18 protein-coding genes are annotated in these 17,984 nt (G+C 45.3%); 15 read left to right on the top strand and 3 right to left on the bottom strand.

Features of this window, described 5'->3' with window-relative positions; genetic code table 11:
- The first annotated feature begins 26 nt into the window (after window positions 1-26).
- The 14 genes from argH to EJA10_RS10750 all read left to right on the top strand — a co-directional run bounded on the left by argH (window position 27) and on the right by EJA10_RS10750 (window position 13,402).
- Entirely contained in the window at window positions 27-1,517 is a 1,491-nt protein-coding gene (argH, locus tag EJA10_RS10815; protein ID WP_125480020.1) for an argininosuccinate lyase, read from the top strand.
- A 235-nt stretch (window positions 1,518-1,752) separates the two neighbouring features.
- Window positions 1,753-2,793 (top strand): LacI family DNA-binding transcriptional regulator, encoded by a 1,041-nt coding sequence (locus EJA10_RS10810; RefSeq protein ID WP_125480019.1) that lies wholly within the window; start codon window positions 1,753-1,755, stop codon window positions 2,791-2,793.
- A complete protein-coding gene (locus EJA10_RS10805) occupies window positions 2,777-3,733 on the top strand; it encodes a sugar kinase (protein WP_125480018.1) in 957 nt (318 codons plus the stop codon). Before EJA10_RS10810 ends, EJA10_RS10805 begins: the two co-directional genes overlap by 17 nt.
- Window positions 3,734-3,746: 13 nt before the next feature.
- A complete protein-coding gene (hxlB, locus tag EJA10_RS10800; RefSeq protein ID WP_125480017.1) occupies window positions 3,747-4,292 on the top strand; it encodes a 6-phospho-3-hexuloisomerase in 546 nt (181 codons plus the stop codon).
- Window positions 4,293-4,304: 12 nt separating this feature from the next.
- Window positions 4,305-5,315, top strand: a complete 1,011-nt coding sequence (allD, locus tag EJA10_RS10795; RefSeq protein ID WP_125480016.1) for an ureidoglycolate dehydrogenase — start codon at window positions 4,305-4,307, stop codon at window positions 5,313-5,315.
- 29 nt (window positions 5,316-5,344) lie between these two features.
- Window positions 5,345-6,349 (top strand): TRAP transporter substrate-binding protein, encoded by a 1,005-nt coding sequence (locus EJA10_RS10790; RefSeq protein WP_125480015.1) that lies wholly within the window; start codon window positions 5,345-5,347, stop codon window positions 6,347-6,349.
- A gap of 66 nt (window positions 6,350-6,415) precedes the next feature.
- Window positions 6,416-6,907: a TRAP transporter small permease gene (locus EJA10_RS10785; RefSeq protein WP_125480014.1), complete on the top strand. Its 492-nt coding sequence runs from the start codon at window positions 6,416-6,418 to the stop codon at window positions 6,905-6,907.
- Window positions 6,904-8,178, top strand: coding sequence for a TRAP transporter large permease (locus tag EJA10_RS10780; protein ID WP_125480013.1), 1,275 nt, complete (start codon window positions 6,904-6,906; stop codon window positions 8,176-8,178). The genes EJA10_RS10785 and EJA10_RS10780 overlap by 4 nt, the downstream gene beginning before the upstream one ends.
- Window positions 8,179-8,192: 14 nt before the next feature.
- Window positions 8,193-9,212 (top strand): zinc-binding alcohol dehydrogenase family protein, encoded by a 1,020-nt coding sequence (locus EJA10_RS10775; RefSeq protein ID WP_125480012.1) that lies wholly within the window; start codon window positions 8,193-8,195, stop codon window positions 9,210-9,212.
- Between the two features lie 10 nt (window positions 9,213-9,222).
- Window positions 9,223-9,858, top strand: a complete 636-nt coding sequence (locus EJA10_RS10770; RefSeq protein WP_125480011.1) for a bifunctional 2-keto-4-hydroxyglutarate aldolase/2-keto-3-deoxy-6-phosphogluconate aldolase — start codon at window positions 9,223-9,225, stop codon at window positions 9,856-9,858.
- Complete coding sequence (gene uxuA, locus EJA10_RS10765) at window positions 9,855-10,916, top strand: mannonate dehydratase (RefSeq protein WP_125480010.1); 1,062 nt, start codon at window positions 9,855-9,857, stop codon at window positions 10,914-10,916. Before EJA10_RS10770 ends, uxuA begins: the two co-directional genes overlap by 4 nt.
- Window positions 10,917-10,926: 10 nt before the next feature.
- A complete protein-coding gene (locus EJA10_RS10760) occupies window positions 10,927-11,763 on the top strand; it encodes an SDR family oxidoreductase (RefSeq protein WP_125480009.1) in 837 nt (278 codons plus the stop codon).
- A 67-nt stretch (window positions 11,764-11,830) separates the two neighbouring features.
- Window positions 11,831-12,451 (top strand): 3-hexulose-6-phosphate synthase, encoded by a 621-nt coding sequence (hxlA, locus tag EJA10_RS10755; protein WP_125480008.1) that lies wholly within the window; start codon window positions 11,831-11,833, stop codon window positions 12,449-12,451.
- 228 nt (window positions 12,452-12,679) lie between these two features.
- Entirely contained in the window at window positions 12,680-13,402 is a 723-nt protein-coding gene (locus EJA10_RS10750) for an SGNH/GDSL hydrolase family protein (protein WP_125480007.1), read from the top strand.
- 188 nt (window positions 13,403-13,590) lie between these two features.
- Here EJA10_RS10750 and EJA10_RS10745 read toward each other — a convergent pair whose 3' ends face one another.
- Window positions 13,591-15,225: a bifunctional metallophosphatase/5'-nucleotidase gene (locus EJA10_RS10745; RefSeq protein ID WP_125480006.1), complete on the bottom strand. Its 1,635-nt coding sequence runs from the start codon at window positions 15,223-15,225 to the stop codon at window positions 13,591-13,593.
- Between the two features lie 339 nt (window positions 15,226-15,564).
- Here EJA10_RS10745 and EJA10_RS10740 point away from each other — a divergent pair, with 339 nt between their 5' ends.
- On the top strand, window positions 15,565-16,032 hold the full coding sequence (locus EJA10_RS10740) for a DUF5381 family protein (protein WP_125480005.1): 468 nt from the start codon (window positions 15,565-15,567) through the stop codon (window positions 16,030-16,032).
- Window positions 16,033-16,089: 57 nt separating this feature from the next.
- Here the strand turns inward: EJA10_RS10740 and EJA10_RS10735 are convergent, their stop codons facing one another.
- Together EJA10_RS10735 and EJA10_RS10730 are read right to left on the bottom strand one after the other, a co-directional pair.
- Entirely contained in the window at window positions 16,090-16,659 is a 570-nt protein-coding gene (locus tag EJA10_RS10735; RefSeq protein ID WP_246017756.1) for a class D sortase, read from the bottom strand.
- A 43-nt stretch (window positions 16,660-16,702) separates the two neighbouring features.
- Window positions 16,703-17,890: a processed acidic surface protein gene (locus EJA10_RS10730; RefSeq protein ID WP_125480003.1), complete on the bottom strand. Its 1,188-nt coding sequence runs from the start codon at window positions 17,888-17,890 to the stop codon at window positions 16,703-16,705.
- Between the last annotated feature and the right edge of the window lie 94 nt (window positions 17,891-17,984).

Below are 17,984 nucleotides of genomic sequence, written 5' to 3'. Positions count from 1 at the left end.
ATAGTCATAGAATCGGAGATGAAAATATGAACAAGCTTGAAGAGTTTATTAAAAATGAAGGGGCTGCTTTCCCCGGGAAAACATACGTGGAAGAGCTGTTGATGCCCGTCTTCAACGACCAGCGAGATTACTTGTTCCATGTCATGTTTGATATCCACCGGGCGCATGTGATTATGCTGGCTGAGCAAGGAATCATAGAAGAGGCTGAAGCGAAAGTGATGCTTGAAGGAATCAATAAGGTCGCGCAGACGGATGTGGGGCTGTTAAGCTATCAGCCGCAATTTGAGGACTTGTTTTTCATGATGGAAGCGCAAATTGGCGAGGAAATTGGAGCAGAGCTCGCTGGCAAAATCCATATTGGCCGCAGCCGTAATGATATGGGTGTAGCAATGTATCGTTTGGTATTGCGTGAGCATCTCGTTAACTTGCTCGGGAGCGCCTATCAGCTAAGCGAGACTTTGCTTGAGCAGGCTGAACGCCATACAGACACGATCATAACCGGCTACACGCATACTCAGCCTGCGCAGCCGACTACACTCGGCCATTATTTCCTTGCGATTTATGACGTTTTGGCTCGGGATATTCAGCGTTTATGGTCCGCCTACCGGACGGTGAATCAGTCTTCGCTTGGAGCGGCCGCTTTGACAACGACAGGCTTCCCGATCAGCCGCGAGAGGACTTGTGAGTTGCTTGGCTTTGATCGGATTGTCGAGAATTCCTATGATTCTATTGGCGGTGGGGATTATCTGCTTGAGACGGCGTCTGCTTTGATGACAAGTATGGTCAATACCGGCAGATGGATCCAGGATTTCCTGCAGCATGTCACAAGGGAATTTGGTTCGTTTTATGTGGCCGATCCGTATGTCCAGTGCAGCAGCATCATGCCTCAAAAGCGGAACCCGGTGTCGATTGAACATTCGCGTTCAATTGCAAGCAGCGCATATGGTGATGCGCTGGCTGCTTTTAATATGGTGCACAATACACCTTTCGGCGATATCGTTGATACAGAAGACGATCTGCAGCCTCACTTGTACCGAGCATTTAACAATGCGAACAGAGTATGGAAGCTGATGTATGCCGTAATTGCGACATTGAAGGTGAACGGAGATCATACGAAGGAAATGGCGAAGAAATCAAGCATCACGATTACAGAGCTTGCTGATACGCTTGCCCGCGATTATGGAGTGCCATTCAGGAAAGCACACTCCATCGCCAGCCATATCTCCAAGCAGACCGTTAAGGAAGCAAGAGAACTGTACGAGTGGAACGTTGACGATATAAATACAGTCATTAAAGAATTTGTGGATGTTTCTTTAACAGAAGCAGAATGGCAAAAAATCATCTCACCCGAATACTTCATCGAAATCCGGAACATCCAGGGCGGCCCAAGTCCAAAAGAAGTCACAAGAATGACCTTGGATCGGAAAGAAAAACTCGGTAAAGATTTAGAAGATTATTCAGAAGTCGTTCAGACATTGGATGAAAAGAGAAAAAAATTAGTAGAATTTAGATTTTGAGTTTGATTGACGGTGTTGGTGTGCTGCCAGTGAACATCTGAATAAAAAACAGAGGGACGGTTCTGTGTTTCACGAAACACTAGAACCGTCCCTCTGTTTTGGAAAAAATAACAAACAAAATTTTTAGAAATTACTGATTGATTTTTGTAAGGGGTTTCATTTATACTGTTACTAAACCGGTTTACTAAACCGTTTTACTAAATCGGTTTATAGAGAATTCAAAGAAGGGATTCTTATGAAAAAAGTAACTATGCAGGATGTGGCTGTGAAGGCGGGCGTTTCGAAAAGTACGGTTTCTCAGTACATAAATAACCGATATGAGTTTATGGCGGAGCCGACAAGACTCCGCATCCAGGAAGCGATTCGCGAGCTTGGGTATATCCCGAACTTCGTCGCGAAGAGCTTGAAGCAAAAGAAGTCATCGACGATTGGCGTGATTGTGGCGAACATTCTCCACACGTTTTCAACGGAGATCATCCGGGCGATTGAGGATGCGTGTGAAGAAAGCCAGTTTCATATGTTCGTATGCAATGCCGATGACAATCCGGCGAAGGAACGTGATTACATCAATATGCTGCTCGCAAAGCAGGTTGATGGCCTGATCATCTTCCCGACGGCCGACAATCTTTGTTTGTATGAAGAGCTGAAGCGTTCGAACTTCCCGGTTGTATTCGTAGACAGGAAAGTGGAGCAGCCGATTTATCCGACGTTGATGCTGAACAATGAAAGGGCAGCTGAGGTCGCGGTTCGAGAGCTCCTGAAAAAGGGACACACGAAAATCGGAACGGTATCGATGTCGATCACCCAGAAGGTATCCCCGAGGGTGGAGCGTATCAGCGGTGCAAAGAAAACGCTTACTGAAAACGGTATCACACCAAACGAAAGCTGGATCATCGCAGCTGACCGGAAGGGAATCGTACCGGCGCTTGAAAAGCTCTGGGAGCAGGAAGACAGGCCAGAAGCATTTTTTGCGACAAATGACCTTTCCTTGATTGAGTTGCTCAAGTTTTTAAGAAAAAAGAAACTTCAAATCGGAGAAGATGTAAGCGTTATCGCGGTCGATGATTCCGATTTCCTCGAAATAGCGGCAACGCCGATATCTGCGATCAAGCAGCCTACCTTCCAAATTGGCAAGGATGCGGCCGAAACGCTGTTCAACCTGATTGCCGAAGGGGAAATAGAAGATTCATATGAAATTAGAAGGTACGACCCCGTATTAGTAGAACGGGAGTCCGTGCAAGTGTTGGGAGAGAAGAACAATGCCAGATCGGTATAAGGTTTTGACCATCGGAGATGCAATGATAACATTCAATCCATCTGTGCAAGGCCCCCTGCGCTTTGTAGAAAGATTTAATAGAAAAGTAGGCGGAGCGGAGCTGAACTTCGCGATTGGCTGTGCGCGACTTGGCCTGCACAGCAAATGGGTCAGCAGGCTGGGCAAGGATGAGTTCGGCAGGGTGATTTACAACTTCACTCGCGGAGAGGGTGTCGATGTCTCCGAAGTGAAGCTCGTGGAAGGCTATCCGACCTCACTAAATTTTAAAGAAATCAATGGTGACGGATCCGGTAAGACGTTTTACTACCGGTATAACTCGCCGATTACGACCTTGACTCCTGAAAAGGTACAGGAAGACTGGCTTGACGGAGTGAATTTGCTACATCTGACCGGTGTGTTCATGGCCATTGATTCAAATAATGTGAAGGTTGCTAAAAGGTTGGCCGAAGTCGCCAAGGAAAAAGGTATTCCGGTTTCCTTCGATCCTAATATCAGGCTTAAGCTTTGGACAATCGAAGATGCGCGCAAGGCATACAATGAGATTTTTCCTTATGTTGATATCCTCCTTACCGGACTGGATGAAATCCGCCTGATCATTGGCAAGGATTCAGCAGAAGAGCTTGGAAAGTTTGCAGATGAATTCGCAATCAAGGATCTCGTGATCAAGGATGGAGCGAATGGTTCGAGAATGTATCGCAATGGTGAGTGGATTGAAGCGCCTGGCTTCAAGGTAAATCCGATTGACACGGTTGGAGCAGGAGATGGCTTTGATGCAGGCTTTGTGTACGGCTGGCTTCAAGGCTTCACCCCAGAACAGCTTCTCCGCTTCGCAAACGGAGTCGGTGCACTTGTCACCACGGTCTCAGGGGATAATGAGGGGCTTCCTTATTATGAAGAAGTAAGCGCTTTTGTAAACAATGAAGCGGTCATTGAACGCTGATCGGAGGAGTGCCATGAATACGATCACAACAGTGTTAAAAGAAATGCAGGCCGTATGCATGAACGTTGAAGCTGAGCAATACGCTTCCTTCGTTGAACTTTTAAAAGAAGACAGACGCTTCTTTTTCACAGGGGAGGGGCGCTCGGGTTTCGTGGCTAAGGCGATCGCCATGAGGCTGATGCATAGTGGCAAAACAGTCTATGTTGTCGGAGAAACGACTACTCCGGCTATACAAGAGAATGATATTTTAGTAGTCATGTCTGGTTCGGGTAAAACCGCGCAAGCACTGAACATATCAGAAAGTGCCCATGAGACAGGAGCTCGGGTCTTCCTTGTTACGACAAACGAGGAAGCATTGCAGCTGCCCTTCATCTCAGGGGGGATCAGAATTCCGGCGGCGACGAAATATCGTATCGAGGGTGAGCCAGAAACAATCCAGCCGCTCGGGAACCAGTTCGATCAGGCCGCACATCTCATCTTGGATGCAGCCATCATCGACAGTCTGGCAGAAGGCAAAACGAACGAAGAATTAAGAAAGAACCATTCCAATCTGGAATAGGAGGGGCAAGGAATGTCAACAGTAACGATTTCACATGAAGAAGCGAAAGAGCTAGTTGTAAACAAACTTGGCGAGGCTGGCTTGAACAAGGAGCACGCAGTAAAAGTGGCTGAAATCCTTGTCCATGCAGACCTTCGCAATGTCAACTCACACGGTGTTCTCCGCACGGAGCATTATGTGAACCGCCTGAATGCTGGCGGAATCAATCCAAATGCGGATATCAAATTCAATAAAACGGGACCAGTTACAGGCGTTGTTGACGGGGATGACGGGTTCGGCCACGTGATCGCCGATGTCGCCATGAAACAGGCGATTCAAATGGCGAAGGAAAATGGTATCGGCATGGTGACAGCCATTAATAGCAGCCACTGTGGCGCACTGAGCTACTTTGTCGAGGAAGCGGCAGAACAAAACGTGATCGGCATCGCGATGACCCACACGGATAAAATCGTCGTTCCATTTGGCGGAAAGGAAGCGTTCCTCGGGACGAACCCAATTGCATATGGTGTTCCAGCCAAAACGAGCAAACCGTTCATTCTGGATATGGCTACTTCCAATGTAGCGCTTGGCAAAATCCTTCAATACAAGGAAGAAGGCAAGGAGATTCCTCCAGGATGGGGAGTAGATGAAAATGGTGAAACGGTGACTGATCCTGCCAAAGTTGTCTCACTCCAGCCATTCGGCGGGCCTAAAGGCTACGGATTATCCATGATTGTCGATATCTTTTCAGGCCTGCTGGCAGGCGCGGCATTTGGTCCGCATGTGGCTAAAATGTATGGCGACCTTGATAAGAAGCGCAAGCTTGGCCATTACTTCTGCGCCATCAACCCTGCATTCTTCACAGATGCGGATGCTTTCCTTGAAGGCATGGACCAGATGATGGCGGAAATTCGCCAGTCAGAACCTGCACCAGGGTTCTCACAAGTGTTTGTGCCTGGCGAAATTGAACAGATGAATGAGGAAAGAAATCTCCAAAACGGAATTACGATTGCTTCCACTGTGTATGAATTTTTAAAAAAATAATCTAAGGAACTAAGGGGAGGAAAATGTTCATGAAAAAGGCAAAATTTTTATCAGGTATTTTGGCAGCATCACTATTGTTGACAGCTTGTGGCTCTGGCGATTCTGAAAAAGCTGGCGGCGAAAGCAAAGGGGATGTCATCAAGTGGAAGTTCGGCCACCTTGCTGACGAAAATCACATCTGGCACAAAACAGCTAAGAAATTCGAAGAGCTTGTAGAAGAAAAAACTGACGGCAGCATTGATATCACAATCTATCCAAACAACTCACTTGGCGGGGAAACAGATACAATCAACGCGATTCAGGCTGGAACTGCAGACATGGTCATCTCTGGAGAAACACTGCAAAACTGGGCACCAAAAGCTGCGCTGATGGCTGTACCATACGCATTCCGTGATTTGGACCATGTTAAGACAGTTGTCGAAGGTGAAATCGGTGAGCAGATTGAAGCGGAAATCTCTGAAAAAGCGAACCTGACACCTTTGTACTATCACACTCGCGCACCGCGTAACCTGACATCCAACAAAGAAATCACTTCACCGGAAGATTTGAAAGGTTTCAGCATGCGTGTACCAAACGTTCCATTGTTCCTGAAGGTATGGGAAGCTGCAGGTGCAAAGCCGCAGGTAATGGACTTCAATGAAGTATTTACTGGACTTCAGCAAGGCGTAATCCATGGACAGGAAAACCCGGTTGACCTGATCAAGAGTGGCGCACTTTACGAAGTACAAGATTACGTGAACCGCACTGAGCACGTTTACTCATGGATTTACATCCTTGTTGGCAACAAGCAGTTCGATGCACTGAATGACGAGCAGAAAGAAGCTGTAAAAGAAGCAGCAGCTGAAGCACAGCAGTTCGGAGCTGACCTGTATGACAAGGAAATCGCTCAAATCGAAAAGGATCTTGAAGGCGAAGGCATGAAGTTTGTCGATGTGGATCAGGATGCATTCCGTGAAGCAATGATTCCTGCAATCAAAGCTTCGTTGAAGCCAGAACAATATGAATTATACGAAAAGATTCTTGAAACGAAGTAATTCTGATAAGGCACTGTCCGGCTATTGCAGCCGGCTGTGCCTTTCCTTTAAGGAAGGGATGGAACCATGAAAATTCGTAAATGGCTTGATACGGTGTTGGCGTTTTTAACTGTTGTCAGCTTAACTGGTGTCATCGTTGTCGTGATGGTACAGATCATGTCCCGCTATCTGCCTTATACAGCGATTTGGACTGAGGAATTGACACGATATTTATTCATTTATGCCATTTGCTTCGGCGCTCCGCTCGCGTTGCTCCGCGGGGAGTATATCAATGTTGATATGATCCTGACGAAAATGTCCCATCATTTCAGGCGTTTTTACGAAATCGGGATTTACGCAGTGTTGATGGTGCTATTCGGAGTCATGATCAAGACAGGCTACGACTTCACGCTGGTCGGCACACAAACCTCAGCGACAATGCCGTTTAAAATGTCTGCAATCCATGCAGCCATCTTGATTATGTCAATTCTATTAGCATTTTATTCTATTGTTAAAATCGTTAAGTTGATTCGTAATGAAGTAGACTTCAAGTCAGACATCGATGGAGGAGAGTTATAATGGCGGCCGTTTTATTCATTTCATTCATAGTGCTGATCTTTTTGGGCGTGCCGGTTGCTTTTAGCCTCGGTTTGTCTTCCTTGATCTATTTGTTCCTGGCAGATATTCCTCTAACCATCATTCCCCAAAAAATGTTTGCCGGACTGAATTCCTTTGTATTGCTGTGTATTCCGGGATTTATCCTTGCAGGTAACCTGATGAACGCCGGCGGGATCACGGACCGAATCATCAAGTTCGCGAATAACCTCTTCGGACATGTCCGCGGCGGCCTGGGATTGGCGAACGTTGGTTCATCCATGGGCTTTGCCGGGATCTCCGGAACGGCGCTTGCGGATACAGCAAGCATCGGCGCGATCATGATTCCTGCAATGAAAAAGGAAGGCTACGGTCCTGGCTTTTCTGCTGCAGTTACTGCATCGTCTTCAACGGTCGGACCAATCATCCCGCCGTCCCTGCCAATGATCATTGTTGGGACATTAGCTTCTGTATCGATTGGTGACCTGTTCTTAGCGGGAGCGCTGCCTGGACTAATGCTTGGACTCGGTTTGATGATTCCTACTTACATTATTTCAGTTAAGCGTAACTATCCAAAAGGTGAAAGAAAATCCTTAAAAGTCATTTTCGAAAGCTTCATGGGCTCATTCTGGGCATTGTTCATGACGGTCATCATCCTTTGGGGCATTCTTGGCGGATACTTCACGCCAACAGAGGCATCGATTATTGCGGTTATCTACGCACTTGTAATCGGAATCTTTGTTTATAAAGAATTGCCGATCAAAAAGATCCCTGGCATCATGCTGTCTACCATGACAACGACCGCTTCCATCATGCTGCTCGTCGGTTTTGCCAACCTGTTTGGCTGGATAATGGTAAGCGAACAGATTCCACAGCTAGTGGCTGATACGATTCTTGGTATCTCTGAAAATCCAATTGTCGTCATCCTGCTGATCAACCTGCTGCTTTTATTCGTAGGTACATTCATGGAAACGATTGCTGCGCTTGTCATTTTGTTCCCGGTATTGATGCCGGTTGCTGCACAAGTTGGAATGGACCCAGTCCAATTTGGTGTCATGATGGTCCTTAACCTTGTCATCGGCCTCGTTACACCTCCAGTTGGTGTATGTCTTTTCGTTGCTTCCCAGATCGGCAAGGTACCGATTGGCAGGACAGCGAGGGAACTCGTTCCTTTCCTTGGCGTCAGCTTAGTGGTATTGCTGCTGGTTGCGTTCGTGCCGCAAGTTTCACTTTTCTTACCAAGCTTATTTGAATAGGTGGTTTTTAAAAAATGAAGGCAGTCCAAATTCCTCAAGCAATGGAACTTGTAATTCAAGAGCTAGAACAGCCCGTTATAAAGAATCCGGAAGATGTTCTTGTAAAAGTAAAGCGTGTTGGCATTTGCGGATCCGATATGCATATCTACCATGGCACGAATCCGCTGGCCACTTATCCGCGAATCCCTGGCCATGAAGTTACCGGGGAAGTAGTTGAAGTAGGCTCTGCAGTTAAAAATGTAAAACCTGGAGACCATGTGGTGGTTGAACCAATCCGTTACTGCGGTGAGTGCTATGCTTGCAGAAAAGGCCGCACGAATGTTTGTAAGTCACTGTCCGTATTTGGTGTCCACGAAGATGGCGGAATGCGCGAATCTTTCGTGCTGCCGGAAAAACAGCTGCATGTGGTTGATCCTTCCCTTGGTTGGGATGAAGCTGTTTTAGCAGAGCCATTCACGATCGGTGCACAGGCTGTCTGGCGCGGCGGTGTTGAAGAAGGGGATACCGTATTGATCCAGGGCTCCGGTCCGATTGGGATCTGCATTTTAAAAATGGCGAAGCTTCAAGGAGCAAAGGTGATCATCACAGACCTTGAAGAGGAAAGACTTGCATTCGCCAGGGAGAATGGTGCAGATGAAATCATCAATGCCCGTGAAGTATCCGTGGCCGAACGCGTAATGGAACTGACGGACGGTGACGGCCCGAACGTAGTGATTGATGCAGTCTGCCTTCCGTCAACATTTGAGCTTGGTGTCGATGTCGTTTCGCCAGCAGGCACAGTCGTAGTGCTGGGCTTTGATGAGCGGCCATCACAGATTCCGCAGCTGCCGATCACGAAAAAGGAAGTGACGATTGTCGGCTCTCGTCTGCAGACGAACCAGTTCGGCAAGGTCGTCAACTTACTTAATGACAGAAGACTGAAAGGGAATGGTTTTATCACCCACCAGTTCCCGCTTGAGCAGGTAAAAGAAGCTTTTACATTTGTAGAGCAGAATCCGGGTGAAGTACGCAAAGCAGTTATTGTGTTTGAATAGGGGCGATTTGATGAACTTGAAAATAGAAACACTACAGCAATTGTCTGAATCCAAGGTCGTCGCTGTCGTCCGCGGCGCGACGGCAGAAGAAGCGATTCAAATCTCGGAAGGTGCCATCGAAGGCGGCTTCCGGGCCATTGAATTAACCTATACGACTCCTGATGTTGCCAAAGTATTCGAGGAGCTGTCAGGATCAGATGCAATTTTGGGTGCAGGAACAGTACTTGATCCGGAAACAGCCCGCCATGCGATATTAAGCGGAGCTAAATTCGTGGTCAGCCCGAATTTTAACAAGGATATCGCAGTACTGTGCAATCGCTATTCTGTTGCATATTTGCCAGGCTGCATGACGATTACCGAAATCGTTACGGCGATTGAAAGTGGCTGTGACATCGTCAAACTGTTCCCGGCAAACCGTTTCGACCCATCATTCATTGGCGCGGTCAATGGGCCACTGCCACAGGTTCGCGTCATGCCGACAGGCGGCGTCAACCTTGATAATGTATCCGATTGGCTTGGTGCTGGTGCGGTTGCAGCAGGAATTGGCAGTGACCTGAACAAGGCATATCGTTCTTCCGGAAAAGAAGGCGTGACGGAGCTTTGCCGTAAATACACCGAAGCAGTATCAGGAGGTAACGCATCATGAATATGACATTTCGCTGGTATGGCCGCGATAATGATACGGTCACTCTTGATCATGTCAGACAGATTCCTGGTGTAAAAGGCATCGTCTGGGCGCTGCACCAAAAGCCGGTAGGAGAAGTGTGGGAAAAGGAAGAAATCAAAGCGGAAATGGACTACATCCAGTCATTTGGCTTCCATGGAGAAGTCGTTGAGAGTGTGAATGTCCACGAAGCGATTAAACTGGGTAATGAAGACCGTGAGCGTTATATCGAGAATTACAAGCAAACAATCCGCAATCTTGGTGAGTTTGGTGTCAAGGTGATCTGCTACAATTTCATGCCGATTTTCGACTGGACGCGAACCGATTTGTTCAAGGAGCTTCCTGATGGATCCACGGCTTTATTTTTCGAAAAAGCGAAAGTAGAAAACCAGGATCCCCAGGAGTTGATCGACACCGTTTCTTCAGCCTCTGACTTGACGCTGCCAGGATGGGAGCCGGAAAAACTGGCACGAATCAAGGAATTGTTTGCAGCGTATGAAAATGTAACAGAGGAAGACCTATGGGAGAACCTTGGCTACTTCCTCAGAGAGATCCTGCCGGTTGCTGAAGAAGCTGGAATCAAGATGGGAATCCACCCGGATGATCCGCCATGGTCGATTTTTGGTTTACCTCGTATCATGACGGGCAGAGCTAGCCTTGAGAAGCTGCTTTCCATCTCAGATTCTCCATCGAATGGAATCACTTTCTGCACAGGTTCGCTGGGGGCGAATCCTGAGAATGATATGGTTGCGATTGCGAAGGAATTTGCGCATAAGTCTCCTTTCGCCCATATTCGCAATGTGAAGATCTATGAAAATGGCGATTTCATTGAAACTTCCCATCTGACAACGGATGGTTCAATCGATATTAAAGGCGTAGTGAAAGAACTGGCAGATATCCAATACGACGGCTACGTTCGTCCAGACCACGGCCGACATCTGTGGGGCGAGGTGTGCAGACCAGGATACGGTTTATATGACAGGGCGCTAGGCATCATGTACCTTCACGGGTTATGGGATGCATATCAAGCCTCGAAATAGGAGGGATACGATGTTTCCGATCCATGAAAATCTGAATGGTAAGACAGCCGTCATTACTGGAGGAAGCGGAGTGCTTTGCTCCGAAATGGCACGAGAGCTTGCAAGGCATGGCGTCAAAGTTGCGATTCTGAACCGCACTGCGGAAAAAGGCGAGGCCATCGCAGCAGAAATCAACGAAGCTGGCGGGTCAGCGATTGCAGTTGCGGCAGACGTACTTGACGGTGCCTCCCTTGAAGCGGCAAAAGATCAGGTAGTTTCCGAGTTTGGCAGTGTCGATATTTTGATTAATGGCGCAGGCGGGAATCATCCTGACGCGATTACGGCAGTGGAGAAGTATGATGAGGAATCAACAGAGAAATCCTTTTTCGATATGGATGCTTCCGGATTCTCTAAAGTGTTTGATACGAACTTCATCGGAACTTTTTTGACATGCCAGGTGTTTGGCAAGGAGCTGCTGAAACAGGAAGCTCCCGTCATCATCAACGTTTCATCGATGAGCGCATACTCGCCGATGACGAAGGTGCCTGCCTACAGTGCAGCCAAATCGGCAATCAACAACTTCACGATGTGGATGGCCGTCCATTTCGCCGAAACAGGCATGCGGGTCAATGCGATTGCACCAGGGTTTTTCCTGACATCGCAAAACCGCAACCTGCTTCTCAACGAAGACGGAACACATACAGACCGTTCCAAGAAAATCATCGCCCATACGCCAATGAAGCGCTTTGGCCAGCCGAAAGACCTGCTTGGCGCACTTCTGTGGCTGACAGATGAAGAATACTCAGGGTTTGTGACGGGTGTAACCGTGCCGGTGGATGGCGGATTTATGGCTTATTCAGGAGTTTAAAATGATATAAAGCAAAACATCCACGAGAAGCATTTCTTGTGGATGTTTGCTATTTTAGGAGGCAGCTATGAAGATTCAGCTTGCACTTGACCGATTAACAAAGGAACAATGCTTTTCTATTTTGGAAAAGACTGCAGACAATATCGAATGGATCGAAATAGGTACAGGTGTAATAAAGGAATATGGTATGGAAATTGTTCGCGAAATCAATGAAGCCTATCCTCATAACACTGTTGTGGCCGACATGAAAACCTGTGATGCAGGCCGGCATGAAGCGAAGCAAGCCTTTGAAGCAGGAGCCGATATTATTACGGTTATGGCTTTCTCGCATAACAAGACTGTCGCTGAAACACTTGAGGTCGCCCAACAGTACGGAAAGAGGATCATGATAGATTTGCTGGGTGTTACCGACAGGGAGCGCGTTCGGGAACTTCATGAGCTGGGAGTCGACCTATTTTGCCTGCATGTAGGAAAAGACATGCAGAAGGAAGGGGCGCTGGCAGATCCGTCACTTTACCATTTGGTAGATGGCCTTGATAATATTGAGGTTGCTATTGCAGGAGGAATTTCTGATAAAACCATAGGTTCCTTGAAGAATAGTGTCGTTGATATTGCCATTGTCGGAAGTGCAATTACTGGAAGCAGTGACCCTGGCGAAGAGAGCAGAAAGATAAGAGATTTTATATAAGAGTTTCTGTCACCACTCAAAGGTTTTTACGAAACAAAACATGCAACTATATGTGAACTCTACCCCGGATAGTGGCACTTTTTATCAGTGTCCGCTATCCACGGGAAAGCTTCTTCATATTAGTATAGGTTCTAAAACGGAATAATTAACTGAATATTCTACCTTTTGTTCATGGATTCTGTTAAAATTGAACTGTACTTAATAAAGAACGAATGGGGTGGAATCTAAATGTTTCTATCAAAAAAGATTACCGGTTTCTTGATCGCTGGATCATTGCTGGTAGGCCTGCCGGGTGGCGTGATGGCAAAACCCGAAAAGAAGGTGGCAGATTTAGTCGTCCTTGGAGACTCCTTAGCCGCAGGATGGACTCCATATGGTGAAAAAGGTCCCGGATATGGGGAGTTTTTAAAGTCCAGATTTGAACAATCTCAGTATACTGGGGATTTAGACAATCATGGGGTTCCTGGATATGTTTCTGCCCAGCTTTTAAAGGATGTCCTGACCAGGGAAGATGTCAAACAATCCATAAGAGGTGCTGAAGTAATCACGATGGATATAGGAGCCAATGATCTTTTACGGGCAATTAAGACGAATGATCCTGCTAAGATCCAGTCAGCATTGGGAGAAGTGCAGAGTAACTTGTTCCTTATTTTAAAAACGATCGACGAATTAAATCCCCATGCTGATGTTTATGTAATGGGATACTATAACCCCTTCCCATACCTTCCGGAAGAACAGCAAGCTTCCCTTAGACCAATGCTGGGAGCCTTGAATCAAACGATTGAAACCATTGCAAAAATCAATGGAGATACTTTTGTTCCAACAGAGAAGGTGATTGCCAAGCATTTCGAAACTTACCTTCCAAATCCAAATGATATCCACCTCAGCGAGGAAGGCTATAGAATTGTAGCAAAGGAGTTTTGGAAAGCGATTGATAGAAGTTTAAATTAATTGTGGTCCCTGGCTTTTTCGGCCAGGGATTTCTCCTTGCCCTTAATTAGGATGTAGGGGCTTTATAGCATGCTTTGATTGACAGGTTAAAGAGATGAGTTGAGAGTTCTATAATATTAGCGGATGAGAATGTATTTAGCTTCCATTAAAATACCCAGCCACAAAGCTCTGTGGCTGGGCATTAATTATTAATTTGCTATACCAACAATTCTTCCTTCTACAGCAGGACTCACGGTTTTTTGATCTTGTGACTGAACATATTCAGTGAATATCTCCCAATCAACAAAGCCAGGTTCACTGACACGACCTTCATTGTAGGCTTTTGCAAAGACAGTATATCCGTCTCCACCTTTAGCAGTGAAAGTGTTTGTTGCTACTGTATAAGTCTTGTTTGCATCCAGGCTGACGTAATTTACGCCATCTTCTTTTACTTCAACAGAAACTACTCTCTGGCCAGATGGAAGACTGCTGTTGTACTCAAACTTTAGGCCTGATACTTGAAGAAATGCGCCGTTCGCTTTTGGGGCAAGACTTACGCTATGCTCCAAAGCTTCTTTAATTTCAGCACCTTTTAACTGCATAATGCCTAAAGAGTTTCCGAATGGCATAACTTCCAATACCTTCGCCAGAGTGATGTCTCCAGCAGAAACGGATGTGCGAATTCCGCCGCCATTCTGGACTGCGATCACCGTGTTTGGATTAATGGTTTTCGCTTTTGCTAGCATTCCGTCTGTAATCAGGTTTCCAAGATTGGTTTCACCAGTTCTGGCTGCAGGATTGCCGCCAACTAGATCGACAGTCGTTTTTCCGATAACGGTTTTTTTCATTTCATCAACCGCAGGCTTGTATTTAGTATTCAGGATTTGTGCAGCTTCCAAATCCTCTGGATAACCATTAACGTCTAACAACTTCCCAGCATATTCGGTTACTTTTCCTTTTTTATCGAATGTAACATCCAGAGTACCGAGGAATTTTCCATACTCATTCGCCTGAACAATGACTGTAGGTTCTTTACCGGCCTCTACTACAAGTGGTGCATTCAACTGAACGTGAGTGTGGCCGCCGACGATTACATCGATCCCATCTACAGCTTCAGCCAGTGTCAGGTCATTATCGCCGCCGCCATCATTCAAGCCAATATGTGTCAGGGCAATGATTTTATTGATGCCTTGCTTTTCGAAAGCTTCGACTGCAGCTTTTGCCTCTTCAATGTAGTCTGTGAACTTGACATCTTCTCCAGGGCTGGAGATTTCTACAGTTTCAGCTGTTGTGAGACCGAAGATTCCTACTTTCTCACCGTTAATTTCTTTAACGATGCCTTTGTAGATTTCACCATCTTTTGGCTTTGAAGCGTATTTATTTTTAGCATATTTTTTTAGATTTTTGTCTTTTTTAACGTCTACGTTTGCACTGACAAATGGGAATTTTGCATCTTTAACAAAATTAGCAAGCGTCGCTGTTCCTTTGTCAAACTCATGGTTTCCAAATGTCATAGCATCATAGCCAACAAGGTTCATGAACTCCAGGTCTGCAAGTCCTTCATACTCGTTGAAATAAAGAGTTCCAGAGAAAACATCCCCAGCGTCCAATAATAGGCTGTTAGCGCTTTCCCCGCGTACCTGCTTGATAGCTGAAACGCGTTTAGCCACAGTGTCTAAATGTGCGTGAGTATCATTTGTATGCATGATGGTAAGCTCAAATGGCTTGTCTGGGCTAACATGCTTCTCTTTTGCAGCTACTGCAGGTACCGCTACTGATGCCAAAAGAGCAGCAGAAGCAACTACCGACAAAACTTTACGATAAAACCTGTTCTGGTAATTCATTTTGACCCTCCCTAAAATTAAAAATAATTTGTGGTACTACTAAAATAGTAATTAAGTAGCACACTACCATTATTCTATCAAATTTGATTAAGAACGGGTGAATTTTACATTAAATTCATAATATTTAACAAAACACAGGGACGGTTCTAGTGTTTAATTGGGAGGCCCCTTTTCGAATTTTAGAGTCCCATCTTTCTTTTTGGGTGACCTTTAGTGAAGATAGGTCCCATTCGAAATTTGTCGAAACTCTTCTGTGCCGATATTTGTTTGGAAATAGTAGGATAATGATGGATAGGGTTTAGCTTTGCAAGAAGAATTTTTGAAATATTGAAGGTGGATATGATGAAAATAGTAAAATACCGTACGGCTACCATAATTGGGCGCATTTCAATTTGCCTACTTTTTATCGTATCTGGAGTGGCACTAATCCTCGCAAGTATGTATCTGGAAGCTCCTACCGGCAGGAAGATCATCTCTGTTGTTGCAGGTATAATGGGAATTTTGTTTTTTGGCAGAATGCTCTTGATGCTTATGATCCTTTTAATTAAGAATAAACAGATGTTCCGTTACGATAAGGAAAATATTATAATCAGGGACAAAACAATTAAGCTGGACACTATAAAAAAAGTTGAAGTAGAAAATGACATACCAACAGGATACTTAGGAATTAAGACACCTGCATTCGTACTAAATATAAAGGATGGGGAATCTATTCATATTCCAACTTACTATGTAATCTCAAAAAAAGATTTTCCCGTTTTCAATACAACATTAAAACAGATTGTCAGTGACAGGACAAAAAGATAAGAAAAAACAGAGGGGCGGTTCTTGCGTTTCGAAAAACGCAAGAACCGTCCCTCTGTTTCAATTTACATCGACCAGGTCTGCGACGAGGATGTATCGTTCCGGTGCGTCGCCGATATAGTCGAATGGGTAGCAGGTGCTGACGGTTAGTGTGGGGCGTGGTGTTGGCACGATGACCGTTCTATCGTCAGCGTCTACGATTCTTACTTTCCTTACTTTGTAGGTAAAGGTTCCGGCCTCGGTGGTGACGACGAGCAGGTCGCCTTTGCCTACTTCACCAAGCTTGCGAAAAACGGTATCTCGATGGCCGGAAAGGACGGAGTTGTCCCTCTCGCCTGGAAGGACACTGCCTGCAAAGTGGCCTACCCCTTTTTCGAGCTCATCTTCGTCTGTTCCATGGTAGATTGGCAGGTTCGCTTTTATTTTAGGAATGGTTAAGTTACCCATCATTTCGCCTTTTTTAGGCCGTTGGGCGTAAAGCTCTTTCTTTTTTACAACCTTTTGTATTGCTTCATGGGCGGATGCCAGCTCGGTTTTAGCCCCAGTCTTGAACAGCCAGTAGCCTTTCATGAACTTGTAGGCATTTGTCCCGCTGAACCAAATCCCAGATACGATTATTACAAGGGACAAGGAAAGAAGAACCACATTTCTGGTTCTTCTTTTCTTTCTATTCCTACGCACGTCTTGTCTTCACTTTCCTGAATACTAAGGCTCCGAGCAGAACAATTACAAGGCCAGCCATTGTGTTTTGCAGATAGTCAGAAGCAGTGTTTGGAAGCTTGCCGCCATTTACTGTCTTAGCCGGTGCTGTGGCAGGGACCTTATCCACTGCTTTTTTTACTTCTTCTGCTGCTTTTTTGGTATCTTTAAGGTTTTTGCCTGTTTCTTCAACAAAATCAGATCCGAACATTTCCTTTGTAATGATCATATCTACTAAAAACTCGCCAGATTTTGTGTAGATTTTGATTAACAAATCGGCGCCGCCGATATCATCCATTTGAATTAAAGTAGCGAAGGAGATAGGAGTTTCCTTACCGTCTTTTAAAAGATAGTATTCTACTTTAAGGTTTAAAAGGTTCAAAAGATCATCCCAAATAGCAATGAATTCAGCAATTTGTTCAGGCGTAAGGTCAGAAGCACTATCAAAATCAGCAAAGTTCATTAAGCGGTTGCTGATGTTTTCCAATGATACCATAAATGTTTCTTCGTTGAAATTTGGATCTTCCATTAAGGAAACGAAGTAGTTGGCTAGCCTTTCTGTTTCTTCCATCGTAAGGCCAAGTGAGTCCATAGCGGCCATCAATTCTTCCTCAGCCTGGGCTAAGTAGTAGCCAGCTACAGCAGATTCCAGTTCTTCAATAAACTGATAATTTTTGATTGAGTCATCATACTCTTTTAAAAATGATTCAAGCTCTTTTTTTGAAGCAAAGCCGAAATCTTCAAGAAGGATCTTCAGGTTTTCATCTGTAATCGGTGTTTGTGTTTCAGGATAAAGCCAATTTGTCACATCGAAATACAAGTCACCAATGAAGGAGTATTGGTCCAATGTCTTTCCGTTTTCTTCAAGCAACTTGTTTAATTCTTCTTCTGTAATTTCTAGATCAGTGAGCATTTCTTGCAAGTTCTGGTCATCGACTAAGGGTCCTAGAATATACTTTAATTCTTCTAGATTATCAAAATCATTAAGTGTTGCTTCCTGGACATCCTTTAGATATGTGACAAACTCACTCTCTGTCATGCCAATTTCCGTCAGGTAATTCTGGAATTCCTGGCTCTTTGGATCTACAGCTGCAAATGCTCCTAATGGCAAGGTACCGAGTGACAATGCAATGGCCAACATAATAGATAAAAACCGCTTCAAGATAATACTTCCTCCTAAATTTTCAAATATATTACAAGTGTATTGTAATCGTATTCTATTATTACTGATAGTGGAATAATGTGGAATACTTTAG

Origin of the sequence: Mesobacillus subterraneus (genome assembly GCF_003937825.1) — a bacterium.
Lineage (GTDB): Bacteria > Bacillota > Bacilli > Bacillales > Cytobacillaceae > Mesobacillus > Mesobacillus subterraneus.
The sequence above is the reverse complement of the archived record's forward strand: the minus strand, read 5'-3'. Positions and strand labels throughout refer to the sequence as shown.

Excerpts from the sequence above, each read along its gene's own strand:
- EJA10_RS10745 (WP_125480006.1), bottom strand. The coding sequence starts at position 15,225 with ATGAATTACCAGAACAGGTTTTATCGTAAAGTTTTGTCGGTAGTTGCT.
- EJA10_RS10805 (WP_125480018.1), top strand. The coding sequence starts at position 2,777 with ATGCCAGATCGGTATAAGGTTTTGACCATCGGAGATGCAATGATAACA.
- EJA10_RS10760 (WP_125480009.1), top strand. The coding sequence starts at position 10,927 with ATGTTTCCGATCCATGAAAATCTGAATGGTAAGACAGCCGTCATTACT.
- hxlA (WP_125480008.1), top strand. The coding sequence starts at position 11,831 with ATGAAGATTCAGCTTGCACTTGACCGATTAACAAAGGAACAATGCTTT.
- uxuA (WP_125480010.1), top strand. The coding sequence starts at position 9,855 with ATGAATATGACATTTCGCTGGTATGGCCGCGATAATGATACGGTCACT.
- EJA10_RS10740 (WP_125480005.1), top strand. The coding sequence starts at position 15,565 with ATGATGAAAATAGTAAAATACCGTACGGCTACCATAATTGGGCGCATT.
- EJA10_RS10775 (WP_125480012.1), top strand. The coding sequence starts at position 8,193 with ATGAAGGCAGTCCAAATTCCTCAAGCAATGGAACTTGTAATTCAAGAG.
- hxlB (WP_125480017.1), top strand. The coding sequence starts at position 3,747 with ATGAATACGATCACAACAGTGTTAAAAGAAATGCAGGCCGTATGCATG.
- allD (WP_125480016.1), top strand. The coding sequence starts at position 4,305 with ATGTCAACAGTAACGATTTCACATGAAGAAGCGAAAGAGCTAGTTGTA.
- argH (WP_125480020.1), top strand. The coding sequence starts at position 27 with ATGAACAAGCTTGAAGAGTTTATTAAAAATGAAGGGGCTGCTTTCCCC.
- EJA10_RS10810 (WP_125480019.1), top strand. The coding sequence starts at position 1,753 with ATGAAAAAAGTAACTATGCAGGATGTGGCTGTGAAGGCGGGCGTTTCG.
- EJA10_RS10750 (WP_125480007.1), top strand. The coding sequence starts at position 12,680 with ATGTTTCTATCAAAAAAGATTACCGGTTTCTTGATCGCTGGATCATTG.
- EJA10_RS10785 (WP_125480014.1), top strand. The coding sequence starts at position 6,416 with ATGAAAATTCGTAAATGGCTTGATACGGTGTTGGCGTTTTTAACTGTT.
- EJA10_RS10770 (WP_125480011.1), top strand. The coding sequence starts at position 9,223 with ATGAACTTGAAAATAGAAACACTACAGCAATTGTCTGAATCCAAGGTC.
- EJA10_RS10790 (WP_125480015.1), top strand. The coding sequence starts at position 5,345 with ATGAAAAAGGCAAAATTTTTATCAGGTATTTTGGCAGCATCACTATTG.